This window comes from Pseudomonas sp. Mn2068, from assembly GCF_049319725.1.
Taxonomy (GTDB): Bacteria; Pseudomonadota; Gammaproteobacteria; order Pseudomonadales; family Pseudomonadaceae; genus Aquipseudomonas; species Aquipseudomonas gingeri.
This window is the reverse complement of sequence record NZ_JBMOUG010000006.1, coordinates 316,890-343,123: the sequence shown is the minus strand read 5'-3', so window position 1 is coordinate 343,123 and position 26,234 is coordinate 316,890. Positions and strand designations below refer to the sequence as shown.

27 protein-coding genes and 1 tRNA gene are annotated in these 26,234 nt (G+C 62.9%); 12 read left to right on the top strand and 16 right to left on the bottom strand.

Annotated features, from left to right (window positions below; all coding sequences use genetic code 11):
* Positions 1–83: 83 nt before the first annotated feature.
* The 5 genes from ACL9RJ_RS16625 to ACL9RJ_RS16605 form a co-directional block, all read right to left on the bottom strand.
* The gene (locus ACL9RJ_RS16625; RefSeq protein WP_422765470.1) at positions 84–1,295 is read right to left on the bottom strand and encodes a methyltransferase; all 1,212 of its coding nucleotides are present in this window, start codon (positions 1,293–1,295) and stop codon (positions 84–86) included.
* Positions 1,296–1,487: 192 nt separating this feature from the next.
* Positions 1,488–2,177 carry an ABC transporter permease gene (locus tag ACL9RJ_RS16620; protein ID WP_177083568.1) on the bottom strand — a complete coding sequence of 230 codons (690 nt, stop codon included), beginning with the start codon at positions 2,175–2,177 and terminating at the stop codon, positions 1,488–1,490.
* Positions 2,177–2,869, bottom strand: a complete 693-nt coding sequence (locus ACL9RJ_RS16615) for an ABC transporter permease (protein ID WP_177083566.1) — start codon at positions 2,867–2,869, stop codon at positions 2,177–2,179. The genes ACL9RJ_RS16620 and ACL9RJ_RS16615 overlap by 1 nt, the downstream gene beginning before the upstream one ends.
* A gap of 66 nt (positions 2,870–2,935) precedes the next feature.
* Positions 2,936–3,685 carry an ABC transporter substrate-binding protein gene (locus ACL9RJ_RS16610; protein WP_422765469.1) on the bottom strand — a complete coding sequence of 250 codons (750 nt, stop codon included), beginning with the start codon at positions 3,683–3,685 and terminating at the stop codon, positions 2,936–2,938.
* 13 nt (positions 3,686–3,698) lie between these two features.
* The gene (locus ACL9RJ_RS16605) at positions 3,699–4,472 is read right to left on the bottom strand and encodes an ABC transporter ATP-binding protein (RefSeq protein ID WP_017126998.1); all 774 of its coding nucleotides are present in this window, start codon (positions 4,470–4,472) and stop codon (positions 3,699–3,701) included.
* Between the two features lie 534 nt (positions 4,473–5,006).
* Between ACL9RJ_RS16605 and gabP the strand changes: the two genes are divergently transcribed.
* On the top strand, positions 5,007–6,398 hold the full coding sequence (gabP, locus tag ACL9RJ_RS16600) for a GABA permease (RefSeq protein ID WP_042935653.1): 1,392 nt from the start codon (positions 5,007–5,009) through the stop codon (positions 6,396–6,398).
* Positions 6,399–6,654: 256 nt separating this feature from the next.
* Here the strand turns inward: gabP and ACL9RJ_RS16595 are convergent, their stop codons facing one another.
* From ACL9RJ_RS16595 to ACL9RJ_RS16570, 6 genes are all read right to left on the bottom strand, one after another.
* A complete protein-coding gene (locus ACL9RJ_RS16595) occupies positions 6,655–7,059 on the bottom strand; it encodes a hypothetical protein (RefSeq protein ID WP_017126996.1) in 405 nt (134 codons plus the stop codon).
* Positions 7,060–7,191: 132 nt separating this feature from the next.
* Positions 7,192–8,130 (bottom strand): alpha/beta fold hydrolase, encoded by a 939-nt coding sequence (locus ACL9RJ_RS16590; protein WP_422765468.1) that lies wholly within the window; start codon positions 8,128–8,130, stop codon positions 7,192–7,194.
* Positions 8,131–8,286: 156 nt separating this feature from the next.
* Positions 8,287–8,362 (bottom strand) — tRNA-Phe (locus ACL9RJ_RS16585).
* A gap of 103 nt (positions 8,363–8,465) precedes the next feature.
* Positions 8,466–8,738: an oxidative damage protection protein gene (locus tag ACL9RJ_RS16580; RefSeq protein WP_017126994.1), complete on the bottom strand. Its 273-nt coding sequence runs from the start codon at positions 8,736–8,738 to the stop codon at positions 8,466–8,468.
* Entirely contained in the window at positions 8,735–9,802 is a 1,068-nt protein-coding gene (mutY, locus tag ACL9RJ_RS16575; RefSeq protein WP_017126993.1) for an A/G-specific adenine glycosylase, read from the bottom strand. Before mutY ends, ACL9RJ_RS16580 begins: the two co-directional genes overlap by 4 nt.
* Positions 9,799–12,021 carry an AsmA family protein gene (locus ACL9RJ_RS16570; protein ID WP_017126992.1) on the bottom strand — a complete coding sequence of 741 codons (2,223 nt, stop codon included), beginning with the start codon at positions 12,019–12,021 and terminating at the stop codon, positions 9,799–9,801. The genes mutY and ACL9RJ_RS16570 overlap by 4 nt, the downstream gene beginning before the upstream one ends.
* A gap of 510 nt (positions 12,022–12,531) precedes the next feature.
* Here ACL9RJ_RS16570 and ACL9RJ_RS16565 point away from each other — a divergent pair.
* The 7 genes from ACL9RJ_RS16565 to ACL9RJ_RS16535 all read left to right on the top strand — a co-directional run bounded on the left by ACL9RJ_RS16565 (position 12,532) and on the right by ACL9RJ_RS16535 (position 18,354).
* Complete coding sequence (locus tag ACL9RJ_RS16565; protein WP_017126991.1) at positions 12,532–14,193, top strand: OFA family MFS transporter; 1,662 nt, start codon at positions 12,532–12,534, stop codon at positions 14,191–14,193.
* A gap of 280 nt (positions 14,194–14,473) precedes the next feature.
* Positions 14,474–15,067 (top strand): imidazoleglycerol-phosphate dehydratase HisB, encoded by a 594-nt coding sequence (gene hisB / locus ACL9RJ_RS16560; protein WP_007909204.1) that lies wholly within the window; start codon positions 14,474–14,476, stop codon positions 15,065–15,067.
* Entirely contained in the window at positions 15,067–15,705 is a 639-nt protein-coding gene (hisH, locus tag ACL9RJ_RS16555; protein ID WP_017126990.1) for an imidazole glycerol phosphate synthase subunit HisH, read from the top strand. Before hisB ends, hisH begins: the two co-directional genes overlap by 1 nt.
* On the top strand, positions 15,706–15,966 hold the full coding sequence (locus ACL9RJ_RS16550) for a DUF2164 domain-containing protein (RefSeq protein WP_017126989.1): 261 nt from the start codon (positions 15,706–15,708) through the stop codon (positions 15,964–15,966). It abuts the gene before it with no gap.
* Positions 15,967–16,007: 41 nt separating this feature from the next.
* Entirely contained in the window at positions 16,008–16,745 is a 738-nt protein-coding gene (gene hisA / locus ACL9RJ_RS16545; RefSeq protein WP_017126988.1) for a 1-(5-phosphoribosyl)-5-[(5-phosphoribosylamino)methylideneamino]imidazole-4-carboxamide isomerase, read from the top strand.
* Positions 16,746–16,754: 9 nt separating this feature from the next.
* A complete protein-coding gene (hisF, locus tag ACL9RJ_RS16540; protein ID WP_017126987.1) occupies positions 16,755–17,525 on the top strand; it encodes an imidazole glycerol phosphate synthase subunit HisF in 771 nt (256 codons plus the stop codon).
* 73 nt (positions 17,526–17,598) lie between these two features.
* Complete coding sequence (locus ACL9RJ_RS16535; protein ID WP_177118544.1) at positions 17,599–18,354, top strand: substrate-binding periplasmic protein; 756 nt, start codon at positions 17,599–17,601, stop codon at positions 18,352–18,354.
* Positions 18,355–18,371: 17 nt separating this feature from the next.
* Here the strand turns inward: ACL9RJ_RS16535 and ACL9RJ_RS16530 are convergent, their stop codons facing one another.
* The 4 genes from ACL9RJ_RS16530 to gpmI form a co-directional block, all read right to left on the bottom strand.
* The gene (locus tag ACL9RJ_RS16530; RefSeq protein ID WP_017126985.1) at positions 18,372–19,163 is read right to left on the bottom strand and encodes a divergent polysaccharide deacetylase family protein; all 792 of its coding nucleotides are present in this window, start codon (positions 19,161–19,163) and stop codon (positions 18,372–18,374) included.
* A 1-nt stretch (position 19,164) separates the two neighbouring features.
* Positions 19,165–20,487 carry a S41 family peptidase gene (locus ACL9RJ_RS16525; protein WP_017126984.1) on the bottom strand — a complete coding sequence of 441 codons (1,323 nt, stop codon included), beginning with the start codon at positions 20,485–20,487 and terminating at the stop codon, positions 19,165–19,167.
* 31 nt (positions 20,488–20,518) lie between these two features.
* Positions 20,519–21,814, bottom strand: coding sequence for a murein hydrolase activator EnvC family protein (locus ACL9RJ_RS16520; protein ID WP_017126983.1), 1,296 nt, complete (start codon positions 21,812–21,814; stop codon positions 20,519–20,521).
* 139 nt (positions 21,815–21,953) lie between these two features.
* A complete protein-coding gene (gene gpmI, locus ACL9RJ_RS16515; protein ID WP_422765466.1) occupies positions 21,954–23,489 on the bottom strand; it encodes a 2,3-bisphosphoglycerate-independent phosphoglycerate mutase in 1,536 nt (511 codons plus the stop codon).
* A gap of 148 nt (positions 23,490–23,637) precedes the next feature.
* On the opposite strand from gpmI, the gene ACL9RJ_RS16510 reads away from it, so the two are divergent.
* The 3 genes from ACL9RJ_RS16510 to secB are packed head-to-tail and all read left to right on the top strand — an operon-like array spanning position 23,638 to position 24,831.
* On the top strand, positions 23,638–24,051 hold the full coding sequence (locus tag ACL9RJ_RS16510) for a rhodanese-like domain-containing protein (RefSeq protein ID WP_017126981.1): 414 nt from the start codon (positions 23,638–23,640) through the stop codon (positions 24,049–24,051).
* A gap of 1 nt (position 24,052) precedes the next feature.
* Positions 24,053–24,307, top strand: coding sequence for a glutaredoxin 3 (gene grxC, locus ACL9RJ_RS16505; RefSeq protein ID WP_017126980.1), 255 nt, complete (start codon positions 24,053–24,055; stop codon positions 24,305–24,307).
* Between the two features lie 41 nt (positions 24,308–24,348).
* Complete coding sequence (gene secB, locus ACL9RJ_RS16500; protein ID WP_017126979.1) at positions 24,349–24,831, top strand: protein-export chaperone SecB; 483 nt, start codon at positions 24,349–24,351, stop codon at positions 24,829–24,831.
* Between the two features lie 160 nt (positions 24,832–24,991).
* Here secB and ACL9RJ_RS16495 read toward each other — a convergent pair whose 3' ends face one another.
* Positions 24,992–25,447 carry a tRNA (cytidine(34)-2'-O)-methyltransferase gene (locus ACL9RJ_RS16495; RefSeq protein ID WP_017126978.1) on the bottom strand — a complete coding sequence of 152 codons (456 nt, stop codon included), beginning with the start codon at positions 25,445–25,447 and terminating at the stop codon, positions 24,992–24,994.
* Between ACL9RJ_RS16495 and ACL9RJ_RS16490 the strand changes: the two genes are divergently transcribed.
* A complete protein-coding gene (locus ACL9RJ_RS16490; protein WP_177083550.1) occupies positions 25,446–25,886 on the top strand; it encodes a hypothetical protein in 441 nt (146 codons plus the stop codon). The genes ACL9RJ_RS16495 and ACL9RJ_RS16490 overlap by 2 nt on opposite strands.
* The last annotated feature ends 348 nt before the right edge of the window (positions 25,887–26,234 follow it).

Sequence of the window (26,234 nt, the reverse complement as noted above, 5' to 3'; positions counted from 1 at the left end):
GGCGCTACAGGCTATGTTTTCAGCGGTTGTCCAGCAAAAGTATCAACAGAGTTATCCACAGGCTGTGCATGGCAATGTGACAGTTAGCCGCGTTCGGCCAGCAGCATCAGGTTGCGCGGTGTCAGCGGGCTTTCGCAGAACTGGCCGAGGCGCACGCGGTAACCCTGTTCTTCGAGGAACAGCGCGCGGTCGAGCACCAGCCAGAGTTCCAGCGGGCGGCGGAACAGGCCGCGCAGCAGTTCCAGGTTGCGCACCTCGGCCAGCCGTTGCCAGCCTGCGGCTTCCAGCGCCGTCCAGTCCTGTTCCCCCATTGTGGATAACTCTTTGAGCGCGGCCAGGTCGCGGCAGTAGTCGGCGAAGGGTTTGTCGAGCCAGGCGCTGGGCAGCGACGGGGTGGGCAGGTAGTCGTCGCGCTGGCGCAGTCGGCGTTGCAGCAGGTCGAAGGCCAGGCGGCGGGCCATGGAGGCGTCGCGCTGGCGCCGTACCCGGGCGCCGGCGGTCACGGTTTCGCTCAGGGGCAGGGCGAGGTCGTCCAGCGACAGGTGCAGTTCCGAGGCCTGGGCGGCGACGGACAGGGCCTGGTAGTGGTCACTGCCGATGCGGTTGTAGCAGCACGGAGCGATCGCCAGTTGCCGACAGCCGGCGCGGCTGGCGAGCTGCATCAGGCGTACATGCAGGTCGCCGCAGGCGTGCAGGGCCACCGGCGTGTGCCCGGCGTTCAGGCGTGAACCGGCATCCGCCGCCATGACGTCTTGCTGGACGTGCTCGGCGGGCAGGTGATGATGCCGGCTCAGTTGCTCGCCGCTGGCGACCAGGGCCGGATCGTATTCCAGGCAGGTCAGTTGCTGGCCGGGTTGCAGCAGGCGGCGGCCGAGATGGCCCTTGCCGGAGCACCAGTCGAGCCAGTGCTCGGGCGAACGGGCGAAGTCGAGGCGGGCGGCGAAGGCTTCGATCTGCTGCCATTTGCGGCCGGGGACATCGACGTTCAGGCGGTGATTGGCGGGCGGCAGGGTGCTGGCGTGGAGGGTGCCGACAGCGGCCAGTGCGCGGGATTCGGCTGCCAAGGCCGGAAACGGCGCCGGGGCGGCAAGCTGCTCCGGATGGTTGTGGCTGGTTTCGGCGTCGTCGAGGCTGCGCTGGCGTAGCCAGGTGGCGAGTTGCGGATGCTGGTTTTCCCACGGCAGGTGCAGGTGGGTGAAGGGCCGTGGGCGCCAGAGGTGCTGATGCGCCGAGAGAAATGTATCCAGGGCCTTGAAGCGGGTATGCAGGTCGGGGCCTTGGAGGATCAGGGGCATGTCGCGGGCTCCGGGTCGGCGTCTTCGCGGGTGAAAGCCAATTTAAAGCAACCGTGGGACCTGTAGGCGCCGGCTTGCTGGCAATGGCGGTGGTGAATCTTACATCGCCATTGCCAGCAAGCCGGCTCCTGTGGGGGATCGCGTTGAGGCTATGGGGCGGCAGGGGATTTTAAGTCCCCTGTGCAAACATCCCTAGCGCCCCTGGCAGGCATCGACCCGCATCCAGCGTTCCAGCTGCTTGAATGCCTGTACCAGCAGGAACGAGATCACCAGGTAGAACACCCCGGCGGTGAAGAACATGTCCACCGTGAGGTAGTTGCGCGCAATGATGGTCCGGGTCATGCCAGTCAGTTCCAGCAGGGTCACGGTACTCGCCAGGGAACTGGCCTTGAGCATCAGGATCACTTCGTTGCTGTAGGCCGGCAGGCCGATCCGCGCCGCGCGCGGCAGCATGATGTAGAACAGTGCCTTGGGCCGCGACATGCCCAGCGCCCTGGCCGCTTCGATCTCGCCCGGCGGGATGGCCTGGATGGCCCCGCGCAGGATCTCGGCGATATAGGCGGTGGTATGCAGGGTCATGGTCGCCGCCGCGCACCAGAACGGATCGCGCAGGTAGGGCCACATGAAGCTGGCGCGGATCGAGTCGAACTGTGCCAGGCCGTAATACACCAGGAACAGCTGGACCAGCAGCGGTGTGCCACGGAAGAAGAAGATGTAGCCGTAGGGCAGCGCCCGCACGAACCACAGTCTGGAGGCCCGGGCGATGCCCAGCGGCACGGCCAGGATCAATCCCAGCACCACGGCGATGCCCACCAGTTCCAGGGTCAGCAGCGCCCCCTGGAAAAACTTCGGCAGCCATTTGATGATGACTTCCCATTCCATTATGTGGTCCTCACAAAACCGCGCGCGGCACGTTTTTCCAGGAAGTGCATGCCGATCATGGCGAGGATGGTCAGGCCCAGGTACATGAAGGCCGCCACCAGGTAGAAGGTGAAGGGCAGTCTGGTGAACTGCACGGCGTTCTGCGCCTGGCGCATGATTTCTTCCAGGCTGATGACCGAGACCAGCGCGGTGTCCTTCATCAGGATCATGAACAGGTTGCCCAGCCCCGGCAGGGCGATACGCCACATCTGCGGCAGGATCAGCCGGCTGAAGATCCGCGCCTTGGACATGCCCAGCGCGACTCCCGCCTCGCGGTGCCCCTTGGGGATCGCCAGGATCGCGCCACGAAACACTTCCGTGGCGTAGGCGCCAAAGCACAACCCCAGGGCGATGACCCCGGCGGCGAACGGGTTCAGGGCCAGTTCGGGATTGCCGAAGGCATTGCCCAGGGCGCTCATCAGTCCGACGGTGCCGTAGTACATCAGCAGCACCCAGAGCAGTTCCGGCACGCCACGGACCAGGGTCGAATAAGTGCCCCCCAGCCATTGCAGCGGTTTGTACGGTGAAGTCTTGGCCAATGCGCCGAGCAGCCCGAGCACCAGTCCCAGACACAGGGCACAGAGCGCAAGCTTGACGGTCATCAGCGCGCCGGCGGCAAGCGCCGGGCCGAATCCGAAGAGATCAATATTCATGGGCAAGGCAGGCTTTGCTTGGGGACGACCGGCACCTTGCGTCGAGGTGCCGGCCATCGGGGCAGGTCAGAGGATGCTGAACGGGAAATACTTGTCGTTGATCTTCTTGTAGGTGCCGTCGGCGATGATTTCCTTCAGCGCGGCGTTCAGCTTCTCGCGCAGCGGGTCTTTCTTGCGTACGGCGATACCGATCTTGTCGCTTTCTTCCACCGGGTCGCCCTTGAATTCATAAGCCTTTCCGGCGTCGCTTTTCAGCCATTCGTAGTTGACGTACTTGTCGGCGAGGATGCCGTCCAGGCGACCGGCCTGCAGGTCGAGATAGGCGTTTTCCTGGGTGTCGTACAGCTTGATGCTGATGTCGTCACCGAAGTGGTCTTCCAGGAAGGTGCCGGCCAGGGTCGCACGTTGGGCGCCGATCACTTTGCCTTTGAGCGAGGCCTTGTCGGTCTTGAAGTCGACGTTTTTCGGGGCGATGAATTGCAGCTTGTTGGAATAGTACGGGTCGGTGAAGTCCACGGCGTTCTTGCGATCAGCGGTGATCGACATCGAGGAGATCAGGAAGTCGAACTTATTGGTGTTCAGGGCCGGAATGATGCCGTCCCAGTCCGAGGTCACGACGGTGCATTCGACTTTCATCTTGGCGCACAGGGCGTCGCCGATGTCCTTGTCGAAGCCCACGACCTGGCCGCTGGCGTCCTTGTTGTTGAACGGCGGGTAAGCGGCCTCGATGCCCATTTTCAGGGGCTCGGCGAAGGCACTGGCGCTGAAGGCCATGGAGACGGCAGCGGCCAGGAGGATTTTCTTGTAGGTCTGCATTCGGGTTGCTCCGTTAGCGGTTGCTGGACATGAATTGTTTGCAGCGTGCCGAAAGCGGGTTCTCGAAAACCTGCTGTGGCGTTCCTTGCTCTTCGACCAGGCCCTGGTGCAGGAATACTACTTCACTGGAAACCTGGCGGGCGAAGCCCATTTCATGGGTGACCAGTAGCATGGTGCGGCCTTCTTCGGCCAGGGCGCGGATCACGTTGAGGACTTCCTGGACCATCTCGGGGTCGAGGGCCGAGGTCGGCTCGTCGAACAGGATGACCTTGGGTTGCATGGCCAGCGTGCGGGCGATGGCCGCGCGTTGTTGCTGACCACCGGAAAGCTGGGCGGGGTAGGCGTGGCGCTTGTCGGCGATGCCGACCTTGGCCAGCAGGGCCTCGGCGACTTCGATGGCCTCGCTCTTGCTCTGGCCGAGGACGCGGCGCGGGGCCTCGATGATGTTGTCGAGGATGCTCATGTGCGGCCAGAGGTTGAAGTTCTGGAACACGAAGCCGATTTCGCTGCGCAGGCGGTTGATCTGCCGGCCGTCGGCGGCCACCAGTTCGCCGTTCTTCGCGGCCTTGAGCTTGAGTTCTTCACCGTTGACCAGGATCTGGCCCTGGTGCGGGTTTTCCAGCAGGTTGATGCAACGTAGGAACGTGGACTTGCCGGAACCGGAGGAACCGAGGATCGAGATCACATCACCGTCGCGGGCAGTCAGCGAGATACCCTTGAGTACCTCCAGCTCACCGTAGCGTTTGTGCAAGTTGCGGATTTCAAGCGCGGGCGTGGCCTCAGCCATGTGCGTTCCTCATTGTTCTGTTGCGCTCCTGCTGTTGGCGGCCTTCCTGGCGAGCGCCAAGCTAGCATAGGGTTCGGACGGGAGAGGGCGGTGCCGTGGCAGGTTGTCGCATCGGCACAGCTGACTGTCGCCCCATCAACAACCGAACACCCGTTTGACCCGTCTTCAGCGCGGCAGTCGCGTCAAAAAGGGCGCGATGTTGCCAGCTTTGGCCGAGGGTTGGAAGGGTAAACCGGCTCTACGGGCATTGGCTCGCCCTTAAATGGGGCGTAACGATTGTTTTTGCCTGTTTCCGGTGCGCCTGAGTGGGGAGCGATCTGGGTGGCTCGGTAACGTTCTGGCGAATTGCCATTAATCTCAATGACTTGCGATTTCCCTTCGGTCGGATGTGTGGGCCCCGGCAGCCGGGAGCTTGTAACATTTTGGCGCAAATCTTGCGTAAAAAATAAAATACGCCCCCGTTGAGTTCCTTTTACAAGGTTGCCAGTGACGAGGGGCGGAATGAATAGCTCTTCATTGCATAGGTAGTCCTCAATGAGCGGTACGCATAATTCCAACAATCTGGAGCAAGGGCTCAAGCCCCGGCATGTGACAATGTTGTCGATTGCCGGGGTGATCGGTGCCGGGCTGTTCGTCGGCTCCGGGCACGCGATTGCCGAGGCCGGTCCCGCCGTGCTGCTGGCATACGCCGCGGCCGGTACGCTGGTGGTACTGGTGATGCGCATGCTGGCCGAAATGGCCGTGGCGTCGCCGGATACCGGTTCCTTCTCGACCTACGCCGACCGTGCCATCGGGCATTGGGCCGGTTTCACCATCGGCTGGCTGTACTGGTGGTTCTGGGTCCTGGTGATCCCGCTGGAGGCCAACGCCGCGGCGACCATCCTGCATGCCTGGTTCCCCGGTGTGGCGATCTGGGCCTTTACCCTGGTCATCACCCTGCTGCTGACCGCGACCAACCTGTTCAGTGTGAAGAACTACGGCGAGTTCGAGTTCTGGTTCGCGCTGATCAAGGTGATCGCGATCATCGGCTTCGTGGTCCTCGGCCTGCTGGCTATCTTCGGCCTGTTGCCGACCAGCCAGGTCAGTGGCGTGTCGCACCTGGTGGATACCGTGGGCTTCATGCCGAACGGCATGGGCGCTGTGCTGGCGGCCATGCTGACCACCATGTTCTCGTTCATGGGGACCGAGATCGTGACCATCGCCGCGGCCGAGTCGAAAGATCCGGGCAAGCAGATCTCCAAGGCCACCAACTCGGTGATCTGGCGGATCGGCCTGTTCTACCTGGTGTCGATCTTTATCGTGGTGTCGCTGGTGCCGTGGAATGACCCGACCCTGGCGGCTGTCGGTTCCTACCAGACCGTGCTGGACCGCATGGGCATTCCGAACGCCAAGCTGATCGTCGACCTGGTAGTGCTGGTGGCGGTGACCAGTTGCCTGAATTCGGCGCTGTATACCGCTTCGCGGATGCTCTTCTCCCTAGGCAAGCGCGGTGACGCACCGGCGGTGTCCCGGCGCACCAACGCCAGCGGCACGCCTTACTGGGCGGTGATGCTGTCGACGGCGGCGGCATTCCTGGCGGTCTTCGCCAACTACGTCGCGCCGGCGGCGGTGTTCGAATTCCTGCTGGCCAGCTCTGGCGCCATTGCGTTGCTGGTGTACCTGGTGATCGCGGTATCGCAGCTGCGCATGCGTCGTCAGCGCATGGCGAAAGGCGAGAAGATCGACTTCAAGATGTGGCTGTTCCCGGGCCTGACCTGGGCGGTGATCGGGTTTATCGTCGTGGTGCTGACGGTGATGCTGTTCCAGGAAGCCCATCGCATCGAAATCCTCGCCACGGGCTTGCTCAGCGTGCTGGTGGTCGCGGCCGGCCTGCTGGTGGCGCGTCGTCGGCGGCTTGAGAAAGCCGGGCGGGTGGTGATGAGCTGATAGGGCTGGCGTGGTTTGTCAGTGGGGCTTTCGTGGGTCATGAAGGCCTCATCGCCAGCAAGCCGGCTCCCACAAGGTTGGTGTCATGCACCGGCAAGCCGGCTTCCACAAGGTTGGTGTCATGCACCGGAAAGCCTGCTCCCACAAGGCTGGTGTCATGCACCAGCAAGATTGGCGTCATGCACCAGGCTGTGGGAGCCGGCTTGCCGGCGATGATCGTGAACGATGATGCGGGGTATCCGATACCCCGACATTGCTAGTCGGCGGCTTTCTGCAGGGCTTGCGAGGCGGCGACATAGTCGGCCTGGAAGGCCGGGCTCTCGATCCAGGCCAGGGCGGCTTCTTCGCTGGCTTCGGTGGCCCACTGGCGATATTCGATCAGGGCGGACAGGATGAAATCCGTCGCCCCTTCCTCGCCTTCCTGCTCCAGTACCAGTTCCAGCAGCGGGTCTTCCAGGAAGACGCCGCACATGGCCTGCTGGCTGGTGGCTTCGGCGTTGCGCATGCGCTTGAAGAGGTCGGTCAGGTCGACCGATTCGAAATCGATCCGATCGTCGTCCACCGGCAGCGACTCGGCCGGCTCGGCGCGACGGGTACGGTTCTGCTTGGCCTTGGCTTTCGCCCGCTGCGCGCGTTTGTGTTGCTTGTTCTCGGATGCCATGGGCTCAGGTGCTTTCGGGAGGAGATAAGTGGGGAATTATCCCTGTGAACCGGCGCAATGCCAAAGCGCATTTTTCCCGGGCCCCAGGACGATAGCGGGCGCGGTTCCACCCATGACGCGGTGCCTCACGCCTCAACGCGCAACGATCTGCCCTGGCGTCTGCGTCATCAGCTCTCCTTTCCTCAGCCAGTGCAGCGCAATCGGCCAAAGCTTTTCCTGGTACTGGCTACGAAAGAACGCGAAATGCCCCACTTCGGTTTCGGCAATCTCTTCAGGGGCGATTCGCAGGTGGGTCCGTTCGCTGCTGGTGAAGTAACCCAGGAGGCGCTCTATGGCCGCTATCGTGCCGAAAGGATCGTCTGTGAGGCTGATGGCGAGGATTTTCGCCTGTACGCGGGAAAACGGCAGGGCGGCGAGCTTTCGTGCGCTGGGGCGTTTCTCGTAGGCCGCCGTCGGGGTGCTCCAGTCCGCCACCACGCCGGCGGGGGTGTCTTCCAGCCAGCCGAGGCGCTTGCCCGGGAAGTAGCCGTAGAGGCGGGTCAGCAGCGGCATCGCCACGTGCCACTTGGCGAACATCTTCCAGCGGGAGGCGGATGCGTAGTCGCGCCAGTAGGCGAATTGCGCGCCGACGGTCACCAGGTGCCGGATCAACTGTCCCGATGCCGCCAGTCCCGCGCCGCAGCCGCCGAAGCTGTGGGCGACGACATCGATCGGCTGGCCGGGGAATTCGCGACTGGCCCGCAGCAGCATCGATTCGAAATCCAGCGCGCCCCAATCGGTCCACGACGCGTCGAGTCCGCGCATGGAGGCGGGGCGCGATTCGCCGATGCCGCGATAGTCGTAGGTGATCACGTCGAAGTCATTGGCGAACAGATAGTCGGCAAAGCGCGAGTAGTAGCGGCAGCGCAACGAGGTGGCGGCGCTGATGATGACCACCGGGCGCCCGGCCTTGTGCTCGCCGTGGCGCCAGGTGAAGCCACCCAGTACAAAACCATCGACCGCGGCCTCGATAAAGGGCACGGCAATGCAGTCTGCGGGGGAAAGGGCGGATGGGCACTCGGAGGTGGTCATTGGGCAGGTTCCTTGCGTTTGCAGCGAGGCTTGCAGGCATGCCTCGTCACCGCTTTTATCAGAACCCGACGCTACCAAATTCCAGGCAATAAAAAACCCGCGCTTGGCGGGTTTTTCAGTTTTCAGATGCTTTTGACACCACCTGAAAGTAATTAGTGGTGCCCAGAGACGGAATCGAACCGCCGACACGGGGATTTTCAATCCCCTGCTCTACCGACTGAGCTATCTGGGCAACGGGGCGCATTAAAAGGGTTTTTCGAGGAGTCGTCAAGCACGATTTCAAAAAAAATTTAATTATTACCGTCGCTTACGACTCCAACCGCGAAAACACAGGGTCATTCGGCCGGTGGAACGTAGCCTTCGGCCTTGGCGTATTCCTCGCCGGAAAAGAACTTGTCCATCTCGCCCTGGATGTATTTGCGGTCTTCGGCATTCATCATGTTCAGGCGCTTTTCGTTGATCAGCAGGGTCTGGTGCTTCAACCAGTCGCCCCAGGCCTTCTGGGACACGTGATCGTAGATATCCTGGCCCTTGGCGCCCGGATACGGAGGGCGCTCCAGGCCCGGCAGTTCTTCCTGGTACTTGCGGCACATCACGGTGCGGGTCATTGCAACTCTCCTGCATTCAATACGTCGGCTGCGCGTTTGAGCAGCTTTTTCACCGGGGCGGCAAGGCCCAGGCGCGGCGGGGTGGCGAGGTTATACCAGAGCCAGTCGGCCTCGGCCACGTGATGGGCCGACTCTTCGACCCGCACCAGCCACGGCTCGATGGCCAGCTGGAAGTGGCTGAAGGTGTGCGTCAGGCTCGGCAGTTCCTGCTGGCGCCCCAGTTCCAGCGAGTGTTGCAGGGCAAGATGCGGCAGGTCGTCGAGGCCATCCAGCTCCGGCAGGCTCCACAAACCGCCCCAGAGACCGCTGGAAGGCCTGCGGTAAAGCAGGATGGCGCCTTCGCGGTTGGCCAGCAGTGGCATCAGCGTGCGCTTCTGCGGCACGCTCTTGCGCGGCTTGGGAATCGGGTAGCGGGTCTCCAGGCCATATTTGTGCGCTTCGCAGCCGCTTTCCAGCGGGCACAGCAGGCAACTGGGCTTGCTGCGGGTGCAGAGCGTCGCTCCCAGGTCCATCATCGCCTGGGTGTAGTTGTTCACCCGGGCGTGGGGCGTGAAGCGCTCGGCGTTGGCCCAGAGCTGTCTGGCGACCTTCGGCTCGCCGGGGTAGCCCTCCTGGGCGGTATAACGCGCCAGCACCCGCTTGACGTTGCCGTCGAGGATCGGTGCGCGCAGGCCCATGCTGATGCTGGCGATGGCGCCGGCGGTGGACAGGCCGATCCCCGGCAGTTCGGTGAGCTTCTCGACATCCCGCGGGAATTCGCCGCCGTGTTCGGCGACGACGATCTTCGCGGTCTTCTGCAGATTGCGCGCGCGGGTGTAGTAGCCCAGGCCGGTCCACAGGTGCAGCACTTCGTCTTCCGGTGCGGCGGCCAGGGCTTCGACCGTCGGCAGGGACGCCATGAACCGGTCGAAATAGTTCAGCACGGTGCTGACCTGGGTCTGCTGCAACATGATTTCCGAGACCCACACCCGGTATGGCGTGATGCCCTGTTGCCAGGGCAGGTCGTGGCGGCCGTGACGGTCATACCAATCCAGTACCGCCGTTGAAAACTGTTCGGCTCTCATCGCTTGAACAGCCCCTTGAGTGCGTTTTTCAGTTCCGGGCTGACCTTGTCGCCGAGCTTTTCGTCGATCTTTTCACTCAGCTTGTTGCCGGCCATGCGCGCGGCCACCTGGCCGAGGCCGTCCTTGTCGATACGGCAGGCCTTGGCCCCGAGTTCCAGGGGGCCGCGGCAGCGCAGCGGCCATTCGATCCCGGCGAAGTTCTCGCCGACCTGGCAGGCCGGGTCCGGCATGTCGCTCTTGTCGCCTTCGACGACGATACCCAGGCGGTAGTCCATGCCCAGCACGCGCAGGTCGATATCGCCATTGCCGTTGGCGGTGAGGCCGGGAATGCGCACCTTCATGTCCGGGTTGCTGGCGACGCCGTTGCGGATCGTCAGGCTGCCCTTGAGCTCCTGGAACGGGGTGTCCTTGCCACGCGGCTCGCTGCTCAGGGTCTTGCGGTTGAGCAGGGCGATGCCGGTGCAGAGCTGTTGTTCCAGGTTGGCATTGAGCAGCACGCCGTCATTGAGGACGAAGCTGGCGGTGCCGTTGAGGCTGTCGATCAGGGCTTTTTCGCTGTTGCCGGTGCCGCTCAGGTCGCTGGTGAGGGTCAGCGCGCCCTTGACCGGTGGCTTCTGTCCCTGGGCCTGCAGTACGCGCTCGACCGGCACCTTGTTCAACCGGGTCTGCAGGTTCAGGCGTGGCTGGTCGTTGCGTACGTCGAGGCTGCCCTTGGTGTCGAAACTGCCGTTGTAGAGATCGCCGCGCAGGCTGGCGAGGGTCAGCAGGCCGCCCTGGCCGGTGGCCTTGATGGCGGCGTTGTCGATCGGCAGCTTTTTCAGGATCAACTGGTCGAAGTTCAGGTCGGCGTCCACGTCCAGGCTGCGCAGGCGTTCGATGGGCAACAGTTTGTCATTGCTCCAGGCGCCCTTGGTCGGTGCGTCGGGCAGTGGCGTGGTGCCGGCGACGGCATTGGCTTCGCTGCTCATGACTTCGGCCTGGCGGACTTTCGAGGCGCTGTCGGCATCCGCCGACTTGGGCGGCAGGTAGCGATCGGCGTCGAACTTGTCGGCCTTGAGCTGGACGCGCAGGGACTGCTTGGCGAAGTCCTCGACGGCGATCCGCCCGCTGATGCTGCTGTCGTCGAGTTTCAGGTTGATGTTGTCCAGTGCGAGGCTGGTCGGCGTACCGCTCAGGCGGGTCACCAGCTCGACCTTGCTCAGGCTGCCGTCGGCCACCGGTGGCAGCGGCTGGCCGACGCTGTCGAGGAATTTCATCAGGTCGAACTGGGCAATCGACAGGCCGCCGTTGATCTGGGGCGTCTTGTCGAGGTCGTTGGCTTTCAGCTCGCCGATGGCGCGCAACTGGTTGGCCGACAGCTTGAGGTTGGTCCATTCGGCGACGTTCGCCGCCATATCCACCAGTAGTTGCCCCTGGACCGAGAAGGTCAGGCTCTTGCCCTGCAACGGGTCGCCCGAGGCTTCGCCGGTCAGGCGCATGTCGGCGAGCTGGTAGCGCTTGAGCGCGCGGTCGAAGCGCAGTTCGCCGTTGAGTTCGGTCCTGGCCCGCAGCACCGGCTGGTTGGTGCCGAAGAAGGCGGTCAGCTTGACCGAGATGTCCTTGCCTTCATGAACGGCGCCGGTACTCAGCTGGATGCTTTCCGAGGTGATCTGGCGTCCGGTCTTTTCATCGCTGAATTCGACCCGGGCGTTGTTCACGGTCAGGCTGTCGATATCCAGGCGGATCGGCTGCGAAGGTTTTTCCGCTTCGGCATTGCCGGCCACCTCGGGCGCACCCGAGGCCTGGCCGGTTGCCCCGGCCGGTGTGGCGCCCGGCAGTGGGCGACCGATGTCTTCCCAGTTGCCGTGGCCGTCCTTGTCGCGGTTGAGCATCAGGTTCAGGCCTTCGACGCGCACGTCGCTCATCTGCACTTCGCGGCGCAGCAGCGGCAGCACGCGGACCGACAGGCCGAGCATCTGCAGGTCGGCAAAGGGCTTGGTCGGATTGGCCAGGGTCGCGACGCTGGCGTCGTGCAGCTCCAGGCCCAGCCATGGGAACAGACTCCAGCCGATGTCGCCATTGAGCGTCAGCTCAATGTGGGCCTTGTCGCGGGCCATCTGGCGAATCTCGTTTTTATAGTCGTTGGGATCGAACCAGTGGGTGAGGGCGAAGCCCAGTGCCACGATGATCAGCAACAACCCGAGAAGTACCAGACCCAGGATTTTGCCGAACGCTTTCATGGGCGAGTCCTTGTAGTCAGTCGAATATGAAGTTAGCCCGCAAGTATAACGCCGCGGGGCAGATGGCAGAGCATGGATACTACCTGCAGCGTCCGCGCAGGCAAATGAAGCCTGGTTGCCGGCACCCGGTTCCCGAGATGGCCTGCCTGCGTGGCCCGACGCCCGCTGGTTAGGGGCACTGGCGAATTTTCTGTCACAGGCTGCTCTGCTGCGTCGGGGTTCAGGGTAAATTTTCGCACGCACAATTCAGATGGCTGCCAAACATCCGCCTGCCGTTCCGGGGCGCCGGCAGGCGCTCTGCACGCTTTCAATGCAGTTGGATTACAAAAGACGATATCAGTTTGGTTTTTCTGTCACGAGCAAATGGTAATCTTCCGACGTTCGTCAGCCCCTCTGCGACGTATTGTCGCGTTTCTGAGCTTTACTCGATAAAACGACCATGCCTGTGTGCACCAAAAGGTCGGAGTGAAGTGTTGCTGTCGAACCATTATTCCAATGGGGGAAACACCAATGAGCACTAGCACCACGGCTGGCAGCCTCGCCACCGAGCCAGCGTTCCTGTCAAAAGAACGCATCATCGCCAAGCCAGGCTTCAATCGCTGGCTGGTCCCACCGGCCGCCCTGGCCATCCACCTGTGCATCGGCATGGCCTACGGCTTCTCGGTGTTCTGGTTGCCGCTGTCCAAGGCCCTGGGCATTACCGCACCGGTCGCCTGCGCACCGGACATGAGCTTCATCGCACAAGTGTTCTCGTCGCAATGTGACTGGCCGATCTCGATGCTCGGCTGGATCTACACCCTGTTCTTCATCTTCCTCGGCTGCTCGGCAGCGATCTGGGGCGGCTGGCTGGAACACGCCGGGCCGCGCAAGGCCGGTGTGGTGTCTGCACTGTGCTGGTGCGGTGGCCTGCTGATTTCGGCACTGGGGGTCTATACCCACCAGATCTGGCTGATGTGGATCGGTTCCGGCGTGATCGGTGGTATCGGGCTGGGCCTGGGCTATATCTCGCCGGTGTCGACCCTGATCAAGTGGTTCCCGGACAAGCGCGGCATGGCGACCGGCATGGCGATCATGGGCTTCGGTGGTGGCGCGATGGTCGGTGCTCCGCTGGCGGCGGCGCTGATGGGCCACTTCGCTTCGCCGACCAGTGTCGGCGTATGGCAGAGCTTCGTGGTGATGGCGGTGATCTACTTCATCTTCATGATCGGTGGCGCGCTGTCGTACCGCGTACCGCCGACCGGCTGGAAGCCTGAAGGCTGGACCGCGCCGGTGAAGAAGGCGACCAACGCGATGATTACCCATCGTCACGTGCATGTGAACGTGGCCTGGAAGACCCCGCAGTTCCGCCTGGTGTGGCTGGTGCTGTGCCTGAACGTTTCCGCCGGTATCGGTATCCTCGGCATGGCTTCGCCGCTGCTGCAGGAAGTCTTCGCCGGCAAGTTGCTCGGCAACGGCCTGACCTTCGGTCAGCTGGACGCCGGTCAGTTGGGCCAGATCGCCGCCATCGCGGCCGGCTTCACCGGTCTGCTGAGCCTGTTCAACATCGGTGGCCGCTTCTTCTGGGCCTCGTTCTCCGACTATATCGGCCGCAAGGCGACCTACTTCGTGTTCTTCGCCCTGGGCTTCGCGCTCTATGCGTCGGTACCGAGCCTCGGTCACCTGGGCAGCATCGCCCTGTTCGTGGCGGCGTTCTGCGTGATCCTGTCGATGTACGGCGGCGGCTTCGCCACGGTCCCAGCCTACCTGGCGGACCTGTTCGGTACACAGATGGTCGGTGCAATCCACGGTCGCCTGCTGACCGCCTGGGCCGCGGCCGGCGTGCTCGGTCCGGTGCTGGTGAACTACCTGCGTGAGTATCAGCTGAGCATCGGCGTGGAACGCGCCGCGGCCTATGACATCACCCTGTACATCCTCGCCGGCCTGCTGGTGCTGGGTTTCATCTGCAACCTGCTGGTGCGTCCGGTGGCCGACAAGTACTTCATGACCGACGCCGAACTGGCCGCCGAACAGGCGCTGGGTCATGACAAGGGCGCCGACAGCACCACCGTGCTGGAGTGGAAAGCTTCCCCTGGCAGCAAGCCGATGGCGATCGCCGCCTGGCTGGTCGTGGGCATTCCTCTGGCGTGGGGTGTGTGGGTCACGCTGCAAAAGACTGCTGTGCTGTTCCACTGATCATCGTCTCGCAGGAGCTGGCTGGCTGGCGATGGCGGTGTGTCAGGCGACGAACAGGTCGCTTGTCCAATCGCCATCGCCAGCAAGCCGGCTCCTACACAGCGGTACAGTGCCAAGGTATTGCGATTCTCTTCGGACAACGTTTCTGCTTGTCCTGACAGGTACATCCCTGGCGGTGCTGGTTCCAGCCCGTCAGGGAGTTCACCTTCCGTGTTTCTGTTTGCCGTCCGCGCCCCTATAATGGTTGCCTTTTTCGCCCAATGATTTTGCGGAGCTGGTGATGGCCGAACGTAAGGCGTCCGTCGAGCGCGACACTCTGGAAACCCAGATCAAAGCCTCGATCAACCTGGATGGCACCGGAAAGGCCCGATTTGATATCGGAGTCCCTTTTCTTGAACACATGCTCGACCAGATCGCCCGTCACGGGCTGATCGACCTGGATATCGAGTGCAAGGGCGACCTGCATATCGACGACCACCACACCGTGGAAGACGTCGGTATCACCCTGGGCCAGGCCTTCGCCAAAGCCATCGGCGACAAGAAGGGCATCCGTCGCTACGGCCACGCCTATGTGCCGCTCGATGAAGCGCTGTCGCGCGTGGTCATCGACTTCTCCGGCCGTCCTGGCCTGCAGATGCACGTGCCCTATACCCGCGCCACCGTCGGCGGCTTCGACGTCGACCTGTTCCAGGAATTCTTCCAGGGCTTCGTCAACCACGCGCTGGTCAGCCTGCACATCGACAACCTGCGTGGCACCAACACCCACCACCAGATCGAAACCGTGTTCAAGGCCTTCGGTCGTGCCCTGCGCATGGCCGTCGAACTGGATGAGCGCATGGCCGGGCAGATGCCATCGACCAAGGGCGTCCTGTAATGCAGACGGTCGCGGTTATCGATTACGGCATGGGCAACCTGCACTCGGTGGCGAAAGCCCTCGAGCACGTCGGTGCCGGCAAGGTGCTGATCACCAGCGATGCCGCGGTGATTCGCGAAGCGGACCGGGTGGTGTTCCCCGGTGTTGGCGCGATTCGCGACTGCATGGCGGAGATTCGTCGCCTGGGCTTCGACTCGCTGGTGCGTGAAGTCAGCCAGGATCGTCCGTTCCTCGGCATCTGCGTGGGCATGCAGGCCTTGCTCGAACGCAGCGAAGAGAATGACGGCGTCGACTGCATCGGCCTGTTCCCCGGCCAGGTGAAGTTCTTCGGCAAGGACCTGCACGAGGCGGGCGAGCACCTGAAAGTGCCGCACATGGGCTGGAACGAAGTGAAGCAGGCGGTGGACCACCCGCTGTGGCACAACATCCCGGACCTGGCGCGTTTCTACTTCGTGCACAGCTACTACATCACCGCCGGCAATCCGCGGCAGGTGGTGGGCAACGGTCACTACGGCGTCGACTTCGCCGCGGCGCTGGCCGAGGGCTCGCGCTTCGCCGTGCAGTTCCACCCGGAGAAGAGCCATACCCACGGCCTGCAACTGCTGCAGAATTTCGCCGCCTGGGACGGGCGCTGGTAAATGGCCGCGAAGAAGAGCAAGCCGCCGATCCTGACCCTCACTCCCGAACAGGAGAGCGAGGCCAATCACAAGATCAAGCGCTTCATGGAAGATCGCTTCGAACTGAACCTGGGTTCGTTCGAAGCGGCTGAAATCCTCGACCTGTTTACCCGCGAAATTGCTCCGCACTATTACAACAGGGCGATTTTCGATGTGCAGACGCACCTTAAGGAAAGGTTCGAGAGCATCGAAAGCGACCTGTGGGCGCTCGAGAAAAACTGATTTCCGAGTGAAGCTGAAAAAACGACTTTAAGGTTTGCCAGATGCTGATTATTCCCGCTATCGATCTCAAAGACGGTGCCTGCGTACGTCTGCGCCAGGGCCGCATGGAAGATTCCACGGTGTTCTCCGAAGACCCGGTGAGCATGGCTGCCAAGTGGGTAGAGGGCGGCTGCCGCCGTCTGCATCTGGTCGACCTCAATGGCGCCTTCGAAGGCCAGCCGGTCAACGGCGAAGTGGTCACCGCGATCGCCAGGCGCTACCCGAACCTGCCGATCCAGATCGGCGGCGGCATCCGTTCGCTGGAAACCATCGAGCACTACGTCAAGGCGGGCGTGAGCTACGTGATCATCGGCACCAAAGCCGTGAAAGATCCGGCGTTCGTCGCTGAAGCCTGCCGTGCGTTCCCGGGCAAGATCATCGTCGGTCTGGATGCCAAGGACGGGTTCGTCGCCACCGATGGCTGGGCTGAAATCAGCACCGTGCAGGTCATCGACCTGGCCAGGCAGTTTGAAGCCGACGGCGTGTCCTCGATCGTTTATACCGACATCGCCAAGGACGGCATGATGCAGGGCTGCAACGTGCCTTTCACCGCCGCCCTGGCCGCTGCGACGAAGATTCCGGTGATCGCTTCCGGCGGCATCCACAACCTGGGTGACATCAAGTCGCTGCTCGACGCCAAGGCGCCGGGCATCATCGGCGCAATCACTGGCCGGGCGATCTACGAAGGCACTCTCGACGTCGCCGAGGCGCAAGCCTTCTGCGATTCGTACACAGGCTGAGGACTGACCATGGCGCTGGCCAAACGCATCATCCCTTGCCTGGACGTCGACAACGGTCGCGTGGTCAAGGGCGTCAAGTTCGAGAATATCCGCGATGCCGGCGACCCGGTGGAAATCGCCCGGCGCTACGATGAGCAGGGTGCCGACGAGATCACCTTCCTGGATATCACCGCCAGCGTCGATGGCCGTGACACCACGCTGCATACCGTCGAACGCATGGCCAGCCAGGTCTTCATCCCGTTGACCGTGGGCGGTGGCGTGCGCACCGTGCAGGACATCCGCAACCTGCTCAATGCCGGTGCCGACAAGGTCTCGATCAACACCGCGGCGGTGTTCAATCCCGAGTTCGTCGGCGAAGCGGCGCAGCACTTCGGTTCGCAGTGCATCGTGGTTGCCATCGATGCGAAGAAGGTTTCGCTGCCGGGCGAAACCCCGCGCTGGGAAATCTTCACCCACGGCGGCCGCAAGCCTACCGGGCTGGATGCGGTGGAGTGGGCGAAGAAGATGGAAGGCCTGGGGGCCGGCGAGATACTGCTGACCAGCATGGACCAGGACGGCATGAAGAACGGTTTCGACCTCGGCGTCACCCGCGCCATCAGCGATGCCCTGGGCATTCCGGTGATCGCCTCCGGCGGTGTCGGCAATCTCCAGCACCTGGCCGACGGGATCCTCGAAGGCCATGCCAGCGCCGTGCTCGCGGCGAGCATCTTCCACTTCGGCGAGTACACCGTGCCGGAAGCCAAGGCCTACATGGCCGCGCGCGGTATCGTGGTGCGCTGAGCCCAACAGACCGCTGGACAGCATGACGGCCCCAAGTCACTCTTGAGGCCGCTATGGATTCCGGTTACCCACTATGTCTAAACGCTTTTTCCTCGCGCTTTCCTGCCTGATCGGGCTGTTCTCGGGCGCGGCAGTCGCCGCGGACACCGCCGATGGCGGAATTGTCCTGCTGACGGAAAACTTCCCGCCCTACAACATGGCGAAAAACGGCAAGAACTTCGCCCAGGACGAGAATATCGAAGGCATCGCCGCCGATATCGTGCGCGAAACCTTCAAGCGTGCCGGCATCCCCTACAGCCTGACCCTGCGCTTCCCCTGGGAGCGGATCTACAAGCTTGCCCTGGAAAAGCCCGGTTATGGCGTATTCGTCATGGCCCGCCTGCCCGAGCGCGAAACGCTGTTCAAGTGGGTCGGTCCCATCGGTCCGGACGATTGGGTGCTGCTGGCCAAGGGTGACAGCAAGATCGCCCTGGCCGGTGTCGAGCAGGCTCACCGCTACAGGATCGGCGCCTACAAGGGCGACGCCATCGCCGAGTACCTGGAGCAGCACGGCTTCAACCCGGTGATCGCCCTGCGTGACCAGGATAACGCGAGGAAGCTGATGGACGGCCAGATCGACCTGTGGGCCTCGGGCGATCCCGCCGGGCGCTACCTGGCGCGGCAGGAGGGGGTTTCCGGGCTCAAGACGGTCCTGCGCTTCAACAGCGCGTCGCTCTACCTGGCCCTCAACAAGGACGTCCCCGATGCCGTCGTCGCCCGCTTGCAGGCCGCCCTCGACCAACTGCGCCGCGAAGGTGGCGTGGATCTGATCTTCGCTCGCTACCTGTAGGGGCGTTCAGCCGGGGATTAGTGGTACACGCCCTGCTTGCCATGGGCTTCGGTCGCCTGGTTGCCGCGCAGGGCGATCATCGACCTGATATCGATCCACTCGATGCCCTGTTCCTTGAGCCGCGGCAGCTCGCGTTCCAGGACCGCCAGGGTCTGCGGGTACGGGTGGCCGATGACCACGACCGTGCCCTGCTTGCGTGCCAGCCTGATCGCCGTTTCCAGCTGGGCGGTGATGGCCGGCTCGGTGCGCTCGTTGTCGAGGAATACGTCCCGCGAGACGCTCGCCAGGCCGATCTTCTGTGCTTCGGAGGCGGCGACGGTGCGGGCGCTGGTGCGGCTGTCGACAAAGAACTTGTTGCGTCGTTGCAGTTCGCCCATCAGCCAGGCCATGGCCACCGGTTCGGCGGTCATGCGGCTGCCTTCGTGGTTGTTCACGCCACTGGTATAGGGCACCGCCTTGAACGCCGCGGCGAGGCGCTTCTGCAACTCGTCCAGGGGCAGTTCAGGATGCCAGGCGAAGGGGCCGGTTGCCGGGTCCATGGGCATGTGCAGCATGACGATCTTGCCGGCCTTGTGCGCCTCGCGGGCAAACTCGGCGGCGTGCGGGGTGTCGGGCATGATCGATGGCGTGGCCGGGCCGGGCAGGGCAAGCACGCGACGGTCCCGGGGCAGGTTCTGCCCCAGGTCGTCGATGATCAGCGTGAGATAGGCTTTCGGCGGCTTGGGCGCGTCGACCGGCGTTGCGTGGGCAACGCCGATCAGGCAGGCGAACAGCCATCCGAACAGAGCAGGCAGTGACCAGCGCGGCATCTCAATTGCCGCGCGTGACGCTCAGGCCCTTGAGCAGGCTCAGGGCCTGCCCCAGTTGGTAGTCGTCGTCCTGCAGGCGCGCCTTGCCCTTGACCGGCTTGACGCTCGGCTTGTCGGCGCCGCCGTTGCCATTGCCCAGGTGGCCCTGCAGATCGGCTTCCTTGAAGGTTTCGTCATCCTGGGCGCCGGTGACCTTGGCCTGGCGCACTTCGATGTCCGGAACGATGCCCTGGGCCTGGATCGAGCGGCCGTTCGGCGTGAAGTACAGCGCCGTGGTGATCTTCAGCGCGCGATCATTGCTCAGCGGCAGCACGGTCTGCACCGAGCCCTTGCCGAAACTGGTGGTGCCCATCAGCACGGCACGTTTCTGGTCCTGCAGGGCGCCGGCGACGATTTCCGATGCCGAGGCGCTGCCGCCGTTGATCAGCGTCACCATCGGCACGCCTTCGCTCTCGTCGTGGCCGGTGGCCGAGAAGCGCAGCTCGGAGTTGGCGATGCGGCCCTTGGTGTAGACGATCAGGCCCTTGGTGATGAAGTGGTCGACCACTTCCACCGCCGCCTGCAGCACGCCGCCCGGGTTGTTGCGCAGGTCGAGGACGATGCCGTTGAGCTTCTTGCCGTTTTCCTTGCGCAGGGCCGCGAGGGCCTTGGAGACCTCTTCGCCGGTCTTGACCTGGAACTGGGTGATGCGGATATAGCCGTAGCCGTTTTCCAGCAACTGGCTGCGCACGCTCTTGGTGCGGATGATCGCCCGGGTCAGGGTCACGTCGAACGGCGCGCCGCCGTTGCGTACGAGGGTCAGGGTGATCTTCTGCCCGACCTTGCCGCGCATCTTGTCGACGGCTTCGGTCATGGTCTGGCCGCGGGTCGGCTGGCCGTTGATCTTGACGATCAGGTCGCCGGCTTCGATGCCGGCCTTGGATGCCGGTGTGTCATCGATCGGCGAGACGACCTTGACGATACCTTCCTCGCCGGCACCGACTTCGATGCCCAGGCCACCGAACTCGCCGCTGGTGTCTTCCTGCAACTGGGCGAAATCTTCCGGCCCCAGGTAGGCGGAGTGCGGGTCGAGGTTGCTGAGCATGCCCTTGATGGCATTCTCCAGCAGGGTCTTGTCGTCCACGGGTTCGACATAGGCGGCTTTGATCCGGTCCATGACCTCGGCGAAGGTGCGCAGCTCGTCGAGCGGCAGCGGAGCCTTGGCGGTGACGGCAGGAGCGGCCGCCGGTGCGGGCTGGGCAGGTTGCGCAGCGAACGCGTGGGGCGCGCCGATCACAAGGGCGATCGTCAGGGCCAGCGAGGTGAGGCGGGACAAATGCAGCATGTCGAACGAACTCCTAAATAAGGTACGGCGCCTATCCTTGCGCGCGACACCATTGTGCTGGATCACTCGGGTGACCCTGCTGACGTATAGCGAAATACAACGCTGGTGCGTCCTGACCGCCACTGTTGCCTACAGTAGAGATCGACTCACCGGCTTTTACCACATCGCCCGCTGATTTGAGCAGCGTCTGGTTGTGGCCGTACAAACTCAGGTAGCCGTTGCCGTGATCGAGAATCACCAGCAGGCCGGCCCCCCGCAACCAGTCGGCGAACACCACGCGACCGCCGTGCACGGCGTGCACCTGGCTGCCGGCGGCGGCGCTGATCATCACGCCGTCCCACTTGGTCCGGGCGTCATCACCACGGGTTTCTCCGAAGCGCGCAAGCAATCGACCATCAACTGGCCATGGAAGTTTGCCGCGCGCTGAAGCAAAAGGGCCGCCGAAGGATTCTCCTGCGCTGGAAACCAGGGGGCCGGGCGCCGATCTGGGCGGTTTGCGCGGGCTGTCATCGCCTTTGCTGGCCAGGGCCTCGGCCTCACGCTGGCGCTTTTTTTCCGCTTCCTGCTGGGCGAGCAGCGCTTTCTGGCGCGCCTCTTCCGCCTCGCGGGCCTGGCGTGCCAGGGTTTCTTCGATGGTTTTCAGGACTTTCGACAGATCGGCCTGGTCCTGTTCGCGGGCGGCGAGCTTCTGGTCGCGGGCCTTCACGTCTTCGTTGAGCTTGGCGAGGGCGGCCTGGCGTTCCTTGCGGACCTTGTCCAGTTCGTCGCGCTGGCTGTCGAGGCTGCTTTTCTGCACCAGCAACTGGGCCTGCTGCAGATTGATGTCGTTTTCGACATTGGCCAGCTGGCGCAGGGTTTCGTTGAAGTTCTTCAGCTGTTCCAGGCGGGCCTGGCTCAGATAGTCGTAATAGGTGAGGGTGCGGGCGAATTTTTCCGGGTTCTGCTGGTTGAGCAGCAGCTTGAGGTATTCCTGGCGACCGCTCTGGTAGGCGGCACGGGCCTGGATGGCGATCAGTCGCTGTTGTTCAGTGCGCGCGCTCTGGAGTTTTTTTTTCTCTCCATCGAGCCGCTGCAGTTCGCTTTCGCTCTTTTTCAGCTCTTTCTGCAGGGTTTCGACCTGCTTCTCCAGCTTGCCCATCTCGGTTTCGGTGCCGCGCAGGTCTTTCTGCACGCCGGACTTTTCTTCCTGCAGCTTGCCCAACAGCTTCTTCAGTTCGGCAATGTCCTGACGCGTAGCGTCCAACTGTTGTTGGGTTTGCGCGCGCTCGTCGGCGAAGGCCGGTTGGAGCAGGCAGATCAGAGCTAGGGCGATAAGGGCGCGAAGCATGGGGCGGGCGACACCTGGGAACGGGACGGCCTAGTATGCCCGCCACGCGCTGCAAAAAAAACGTCCAAAAGCGGTTGCTTTCAGGCGTTTCCGATAAAGAGGTAGGCCGACAACCCGCTGTCGGCCTGATTTTTGGCTTTTAGCGGTCCGTCAGGATCGATGTGCCGGTCATCTCTTCTGGCTGCTTCAGGCCCAGAAGCTTGAGCATGGTCGGTGCGACGTCGGCCAATACCCCGCCTTCACGGACTTTCAGCTCGCGCTTGCCGACGTAGATGAACGGTACCGGCTCGGTGGTGTGGGCGGTATGGGCCTGGCCGGTGGATTCGTCTTCCATCTGCTCGACGTTGCCATGGTCGGCGGTAATCAGTGCTTCGCCGCCGACCTTGTCCAGGGCCTCGACGATACGTCCTACACACAAATCCAGGCATTCCACGGCCTTGACGGCCGCGTCGAACACGCCGCTGTGGCCGACCATGTCGCCGTTGGCGTAGTTGACCACGATCACGTCATAGCGCTGGTGCTCGATGGCGTCGACGATCCTGTCCGTGACTTCCGGGGCGCTCATCTCCGGTTGCAGGTCGTAGGTGGCGACTTTTGGCGACGGGATCAGGATGCGTTCCTCGCCCGGGAAGGGTTCTTCCCGGCCGCCGGAGAAGAAAAAGGTCACGTGGGCGTATTTTTCGGTCTCGGCGATACGCAGCTGGGTCTTGCCGTTTTTCGCCAGGTAGTCGCCCAGCACGTTTTCCAGGCTGCCCGGGGCGAAGGCCGAAGGGGCGGGAATGCTGGCGGCGTACTGGGTCAGCATGATGAAGCCGGCCAGTTTCGGCTGGCGGGCGCGTTCGAAGTCGTTGAAGTCGTCTTCGACGAACACGCGGGTCAGTTCGCGGGCGCGGTCGGCGCGGAAGTTCATGAAGACCACGGCGTCGCCATCTTCGACCCGGACTTTTTCGCCGATGCTGGTGGCCTTGACGAATTCATCGCTTTCGCCGCGCTCGTAGGCGGCCCGCAGGCCGTCCTGGGCGGTGGCGGCCTGGAATTCGGCCTGGCCGTCGACGATCAGGTTGTAGGCCTGGGCCACGCGGTCCCAGCGGTTGTCACGGTCCATGGCGAAATAACGCCCCACCAGGCTGGCGATACGGCCCTTGCCCAGGGTGCGGAAGGTTTCATCCAGCAGCTCGATGGACGACTGCGCGCTTTTCGGCGGGGTGTCGCGACCGTCGAGGAAGGCGTGCAGGTAGATCTTCTGCGCGCCGCGCTTGAATGCCAGCTCGGCCATGGCGACCAGGTGGTCCTGGTGGCTGTGCACGCCACCGTCGGACAGCAGGCCAAGGATATGTACCGCCTTGTCGGCGGCCACGGCCTTGTCCACGGCGGCGCAGATGGTCGGGTTTTCGAAGAATTCGCCGTCACGGATGGCCTTGGTGACGCGGGTGAAGTCCTGGTACACCACCCGGCCGGCGCCGAGGTTCATGTGACCGACTTCCGAGTTGCCCATCTGCCCGTCCGGCAGGCCGACATCCATGCCGGAGCCCGAGATCAGGCCGTTGGGCATGGTCGCGGTGAGGCGGTCGAGTACCGGCTTGCTGGCCGAATAGACGGCGTTGTAGTCATGGCTCTCACTGTGACCGAAGCCATCCAGGATGATCAGGACCAAAGGTTTAGGCGTGGTAGTCATGGATGGCTCTCGCGGCGGGATTGAAAGGACATGGAAAAAAGAGTCGCAGTTTAAAGCCAAGTTCAAACGCAGTCACCGCCGGGCGGGGTTTGGCCCACCTTGACGGCTGTGTATACTGGCCGACATTTTAACGCCCTGGAACCTCCTGATGGTTGCTCACCTGATTGAATTTGCCTCTAGCCACTATTTGTTAGCCGGTGCCTTCGTGCTGCTGCTGGCATTGCTGATCGCTCATGAAATGAGCCGTGGGGGCGCGAGCCTCAGCACGGGCCAGCTGACCGCGCTGGTCAACAAAGACCAGGGCGTGGTCATCGACCTGCGTCCGAGCAAGGATTTTGCTGCCGGTCACATCGTCGGCGCGCTGAACATTCCCCAGGACAAGCTGATGGCTCGTGTCGGCGAACTGGAAAAACACAAGGCCAAGACCCTGATTCTGGTCGACGCCCAGGGCCAGCACTCCGGGACCCACGCCCGCGAACTGCTCAAGTCCGGCTTCACCGCGGCCAAGCTGTCCGGTGGTATTTCCAGCTGGAAAGCCGACAATCTGCCATTGGTGAAGTGATATGACCCAGGTTGTCGTCTACTCCAGCGATTATTGCCCGTACTGCTCGCGTGCCAAGCACCTGCTGGCGAGCAAGCAGATTGCCTTCGAAGAGATCAAGGTCGATGGCAAGCCGCAAGTGCGTGCTGAAATGGCTCACAAAGCCGGGCGTACGTCCGTGCCGCAGATCTGGATCGGCAGCAAGCACATCGGTGGTTGCGACGACCTGTTCGCTCTCGAGCGCGCCGGTAAACTGGACGCACTGCTCAACGTCTGACTCTGAAACCCTAAAGACCTGAAGATCAAGAAGGATCTGCGATGACTGACCAACAGAACACAGCTGCCGGCGACGAAGAAAGCCAACCGCAATTCTCCCTGCAGCGCATCTATGTGCGTGACCTGTCCTTCGAAGCTCCGAAAAGCCCGGCGATCTTCCGCCAGCAGTGGGAGCCAAGCGTCGGCCTGGACCTCAACACCCGCCAGAAAGCCCTGGAAGGCGACTTCCACGAAGTGGTGCTGACCCTGTCGGTTACCGTCAAGAACGGTGAAGAAGTTGCGTTTATCGCCGAAGTTCAACAGGCAGGCATCTTCCTGATCAAGAACCTCGACGCGGCTTCCATGAGCCACACCCTGGGCGCGTTCTGCCCGAACATCCTGTTCCCGTACGCCCGCGAGACCCTGGACAGCCTGGTGACCCGTGGTTCGTTCCCGGCGCTGATGCTGGCCCCGGTGAACTTCGATGCCCTGTACGCGCAAGAGCTGCAGCGCCTGCAGGAAGAAGGTTCGCAGACCGTTCAGTAATGCTGAACCTGTAGGAGCTGGCTTGCCAGCGAAGGGGCCCTCAAGAACGCCAAGAGCTTCGCGGGCAAGCCCGGCTCCCACGAGGCACCCAGGCTCTGATGGAGTGTGCAAACGCTCCAGGCTCCTGTAAAAAAAGCGCCGTCACCGGCGCTTTTTTTATTCAGGCGAAACCCAGCTGGCGCCAGCCCTCGTAGACTGCCACCGCTACCGTATTCGACAGGTTCAAGCTCCGGCAGCCTTCGCGCATCGGCAGGCGCAGGCGTTGCTCGCCGGGCAGCGCGTCCAGCACCTCGGCCGGCAGTCCACGGCTTTCCGGGCCGAAGAGAAAGGCATCGCCCTCGGCGAACCGGGCATCGTGGAACAAGCGCGAGCCCTTTGTGGTGAAGGCAAACAGCCGTGGATGGCCCAGGCTTTCCAGGCAACTGGCGAGGTCCGGGTGGGTCTTGAGCGTGGCGTACTCGTGATAGTCGAGACCGGCCCGGCGCAGGCGCTTGTCGTCCAGTTCAAAGCCGATGGGTTCGATCAAATGCAGGTGGCAGCCGCTGTTGGCGCACAGCCTGATAACGTTGCCGGTATTCGGCGGAATTTCTGGTTGAAAAAGGATGACGTGAAACATGCACGGCTCCGAAGATGAAGATGGGCAGCATTCTACCCCCGAAGAGGACCCGCGACCGAAGCTATTGCCGCGGGTGCTGGGATCCCTGGCGATTGTCGGCCTGATGGTGGGCCTGATGATCGGTCGCCTGACCGCGCCCGAGCCCTTGCTGTTGCAGCAGGTCGAGGCGGCGCCGGATACGCTGGTGCTGTGGTTCAGTGCCGAGCCGAAGATCCATGGCGAGCAGGTCGATGGCACCGTGGCGCTGTTGATCGATGCCGAGGGCAAGGCGCAGAACGGTCGCCTGACGGTGGCCGGCAGGGACGCCAACTGGCGGGTGCGCCTGAGTGACAAGGGGTTGTTGGTGACGCTGCTGGCCGCGCGTCCCCTGCAGGGCGAGTGGGCCGGTGCGGAGGTCGATGGGCGCTGGAGATTGGTGGTCAATCTCCGTGAGGAATAAAAGAGGGAATCTCCGGCCTGCCTGTACCAAAGCTCCCAAAACGGTATCGGACTCGTCGCTTCGAGCGGTGTGAGTCGCGGCTGTAAAGAAGGGGATTCCCGGCCTGCCTGTACCAAGGTCCCCAAAACGGTTTGGGATTCGTCGCTGTGAGCGGTATGAATCCCGGCTGTTAAAGAGGGAATCCCCGGCCTGCCTGTACCAAGGTTCCCGAAACGGTTTGGAACTCGTCGCTGTGAGCGGTATGAGTTCCGGGTGTAAAGAAGGGGATTCCCCGGCCTGCCTGTACCAAGGTCCCCAAAACTGGGTTGTACCAGGGGTATTGCAGGGGGCGTGCCAGCTTTTGCAAAG

Coding starts and splice junctions, on each gene's coding strand:
- ACL9RJ_RS16625 (WP_422765470.1), bottom strand. CDS start 1,295: ATGCCCCTGATCCTCCAAGGCCCCGACCTGCATACCCGCTTCAAGGCC.
- ACL9RJ_RS16620 (WP_177083568.1), bottom strand. CDS start 2,177: ATGGAATGGGAAGTCATCATCAAATGGCTGCCGAAGTTTTTCCAGGGG.
- ACL9RJ_RS16615 (WP_177083566.1), bottom strand. CDS start 2,869: ATGAATATTGATCTCTTCGGATTCGGCCCGGCGCTTGCCGCCGGCGCG.
- ACL9RJ_RS16610 (WP_422765469.1), bottom strand. CDS start 3,685: ATGCAGACCTACAAGAAAATCCTCCTGGCCGCTGCCGTCTCCATGGCC.
- ACL9RJ_RS16605 (WP_017126998.1), bottom strand. CDS start 4,472: ATGGCTGAGGCCACGCCCGCGCTTGAAATCCGCAACTTGCACAAACGC.
- gabP (WP_042935653.1), top strand. CDS start 5,007: ATGAGCGGTACGCATAATTCCAACAATCTGGAGCAAGGGCTCAAGCCC.
- ACL9RJ_RS16595 (WP_017126996.1), bottom strand. CDS start 7,059: ATGGCATCCGAGAACAAGCAACACAAACGCGCGCAGCGGGCGAAAGCC.
- ACL9RJ_RS16590 (WP_422765468.1), bottom strand. CDS start 8,130: ATGACCACCTCCGAGTGCCCATCCGCCCTTTCCCCCGCAGACTGCATT.
- ACL9RJ_RS16580 (WP_017126994.1), bottom strand. CDS start 8,738: ATGACCCGCACCGTGATGTGCCGCAAGTACCAGGAAGAACTGCCGGGC.
- mutY (WP_017126993.1), bottom strand. CDS start 9,802: ATGAGAGCCGAACAGTTTTCAACGGCGGTACTGGATTGGTATGACCGT.
- ACL9RJ_RS16570 (WP_017126992.1), bottom strand. CDS start 12,021: ATGAAAGCGTTCGGCAAAATCCTGGGTCTGGTACTTCTCGGGTTGTTG.
- ACL9RJ_RS16565 (WP_017126991.1), top strand. CDS start 12,532: ATGAGCACTAGCACCACGGCTGGCAGCCTCGCCACCGAGCCAGCGTTC.
- hisB (WP_007909204.1), top strand. CDS start 14,474: ATGGCCGAACGTAAGGCGTCCGTCGAGCGCGACACTCTGGAAACCCAG.
- hisH (WP_017126990.1), top strand. CDS start 15,067: ATGCAGACGGTCGCGGTTATCGATTACGGCATGGGCAACCTGCACTCG.
- ACL9RJ_RS16550 (WP_017126989.1), top strand. CDS start 15,706: ATGGCCGCGAAGAAGAGCAAGCCGCCGATCCTGACCCTCACTCCCGAA.
- hisA (WP_017126988.1), top strand. CDS start 16,008: ATGCTGATTATTCCCGCTATCGATCTCAAAGACGGTGCCTGCGTACGT.
- hisF (WP_017126987.1), top strand. CDS start 16,755: ATGGCGCTGGCCAAACGCATCATCCCTTGCCTGGACGTCGACAACGGT.
- ACL9RJ_RS16535 (WP_177118544.1), top strand. CDS start 17,599: ATGTCTAAACGCTTTTTCCTCGCGCTTTCCTGCCTGATCGGGCTGTTC.
- ACL9RJ_RS16530 (WP_017126985.1), bottom strand. CDS start 19,163: ATGCCGCGCTGGTCACTGCCTGCTCTGTTCGGATGGCTGTTCGCCTGC.
- ACL9RJ_RS16525 (WP_017126984.1), bottom strand. CDS start 20,487: ATGCTGCATTTGTCCCGCCTCACCTCGCTGGCCCTGACGATCGCCCTT.
- ACL9RJ_RS16520 (WP_017126983.1), bottom strand. CDS start 21,814: ATGCTTCGCGCCCTTATCGCCCTAGCTCTGATCTGCCTGCTCCAACCG.
- gpmI (WP_422765466.1), bottom strand. CDS start 23,489: ATGACTACCACGCCTAAACCTTTGGTCCTGATCATCCTGGATGGCTTC.
- ACL9RJ_RS16510 (WP_017126981.1), top strand. CDS start 23,638: ATGGTTGCTCACCTGATTGAATTTGCCTCTAGCCACTATTTGTTAGCC.
- grxC (WP_017126980.1), top strand. CDS start 24,053: ATGACCCAGGTTGTCGTCTACTCCAGCGATTATTGCCCGTACTGCTCG.
- secB (WP_017126979.1), top strand. CDS start 24,349: ATGACTGACCAACAGAACACAGCTGCCGGCGACGAAGAAAGCCAACCG.
- ACL9RJ_RS16490 (WP_177083550.1), top strand. CDS start 25,446: ATGCACGGCTCCGAAGATGAAGATGGGCAGCATTCTACCCCCGAAGAG.
- ACL9RJ_RS16495 (WP_017126978.1), bottom strand. CDS start 25,447: ATGTTTCACGTCATCCTTTTTCAACCAGAAATTCCGCCGAATACCGGC.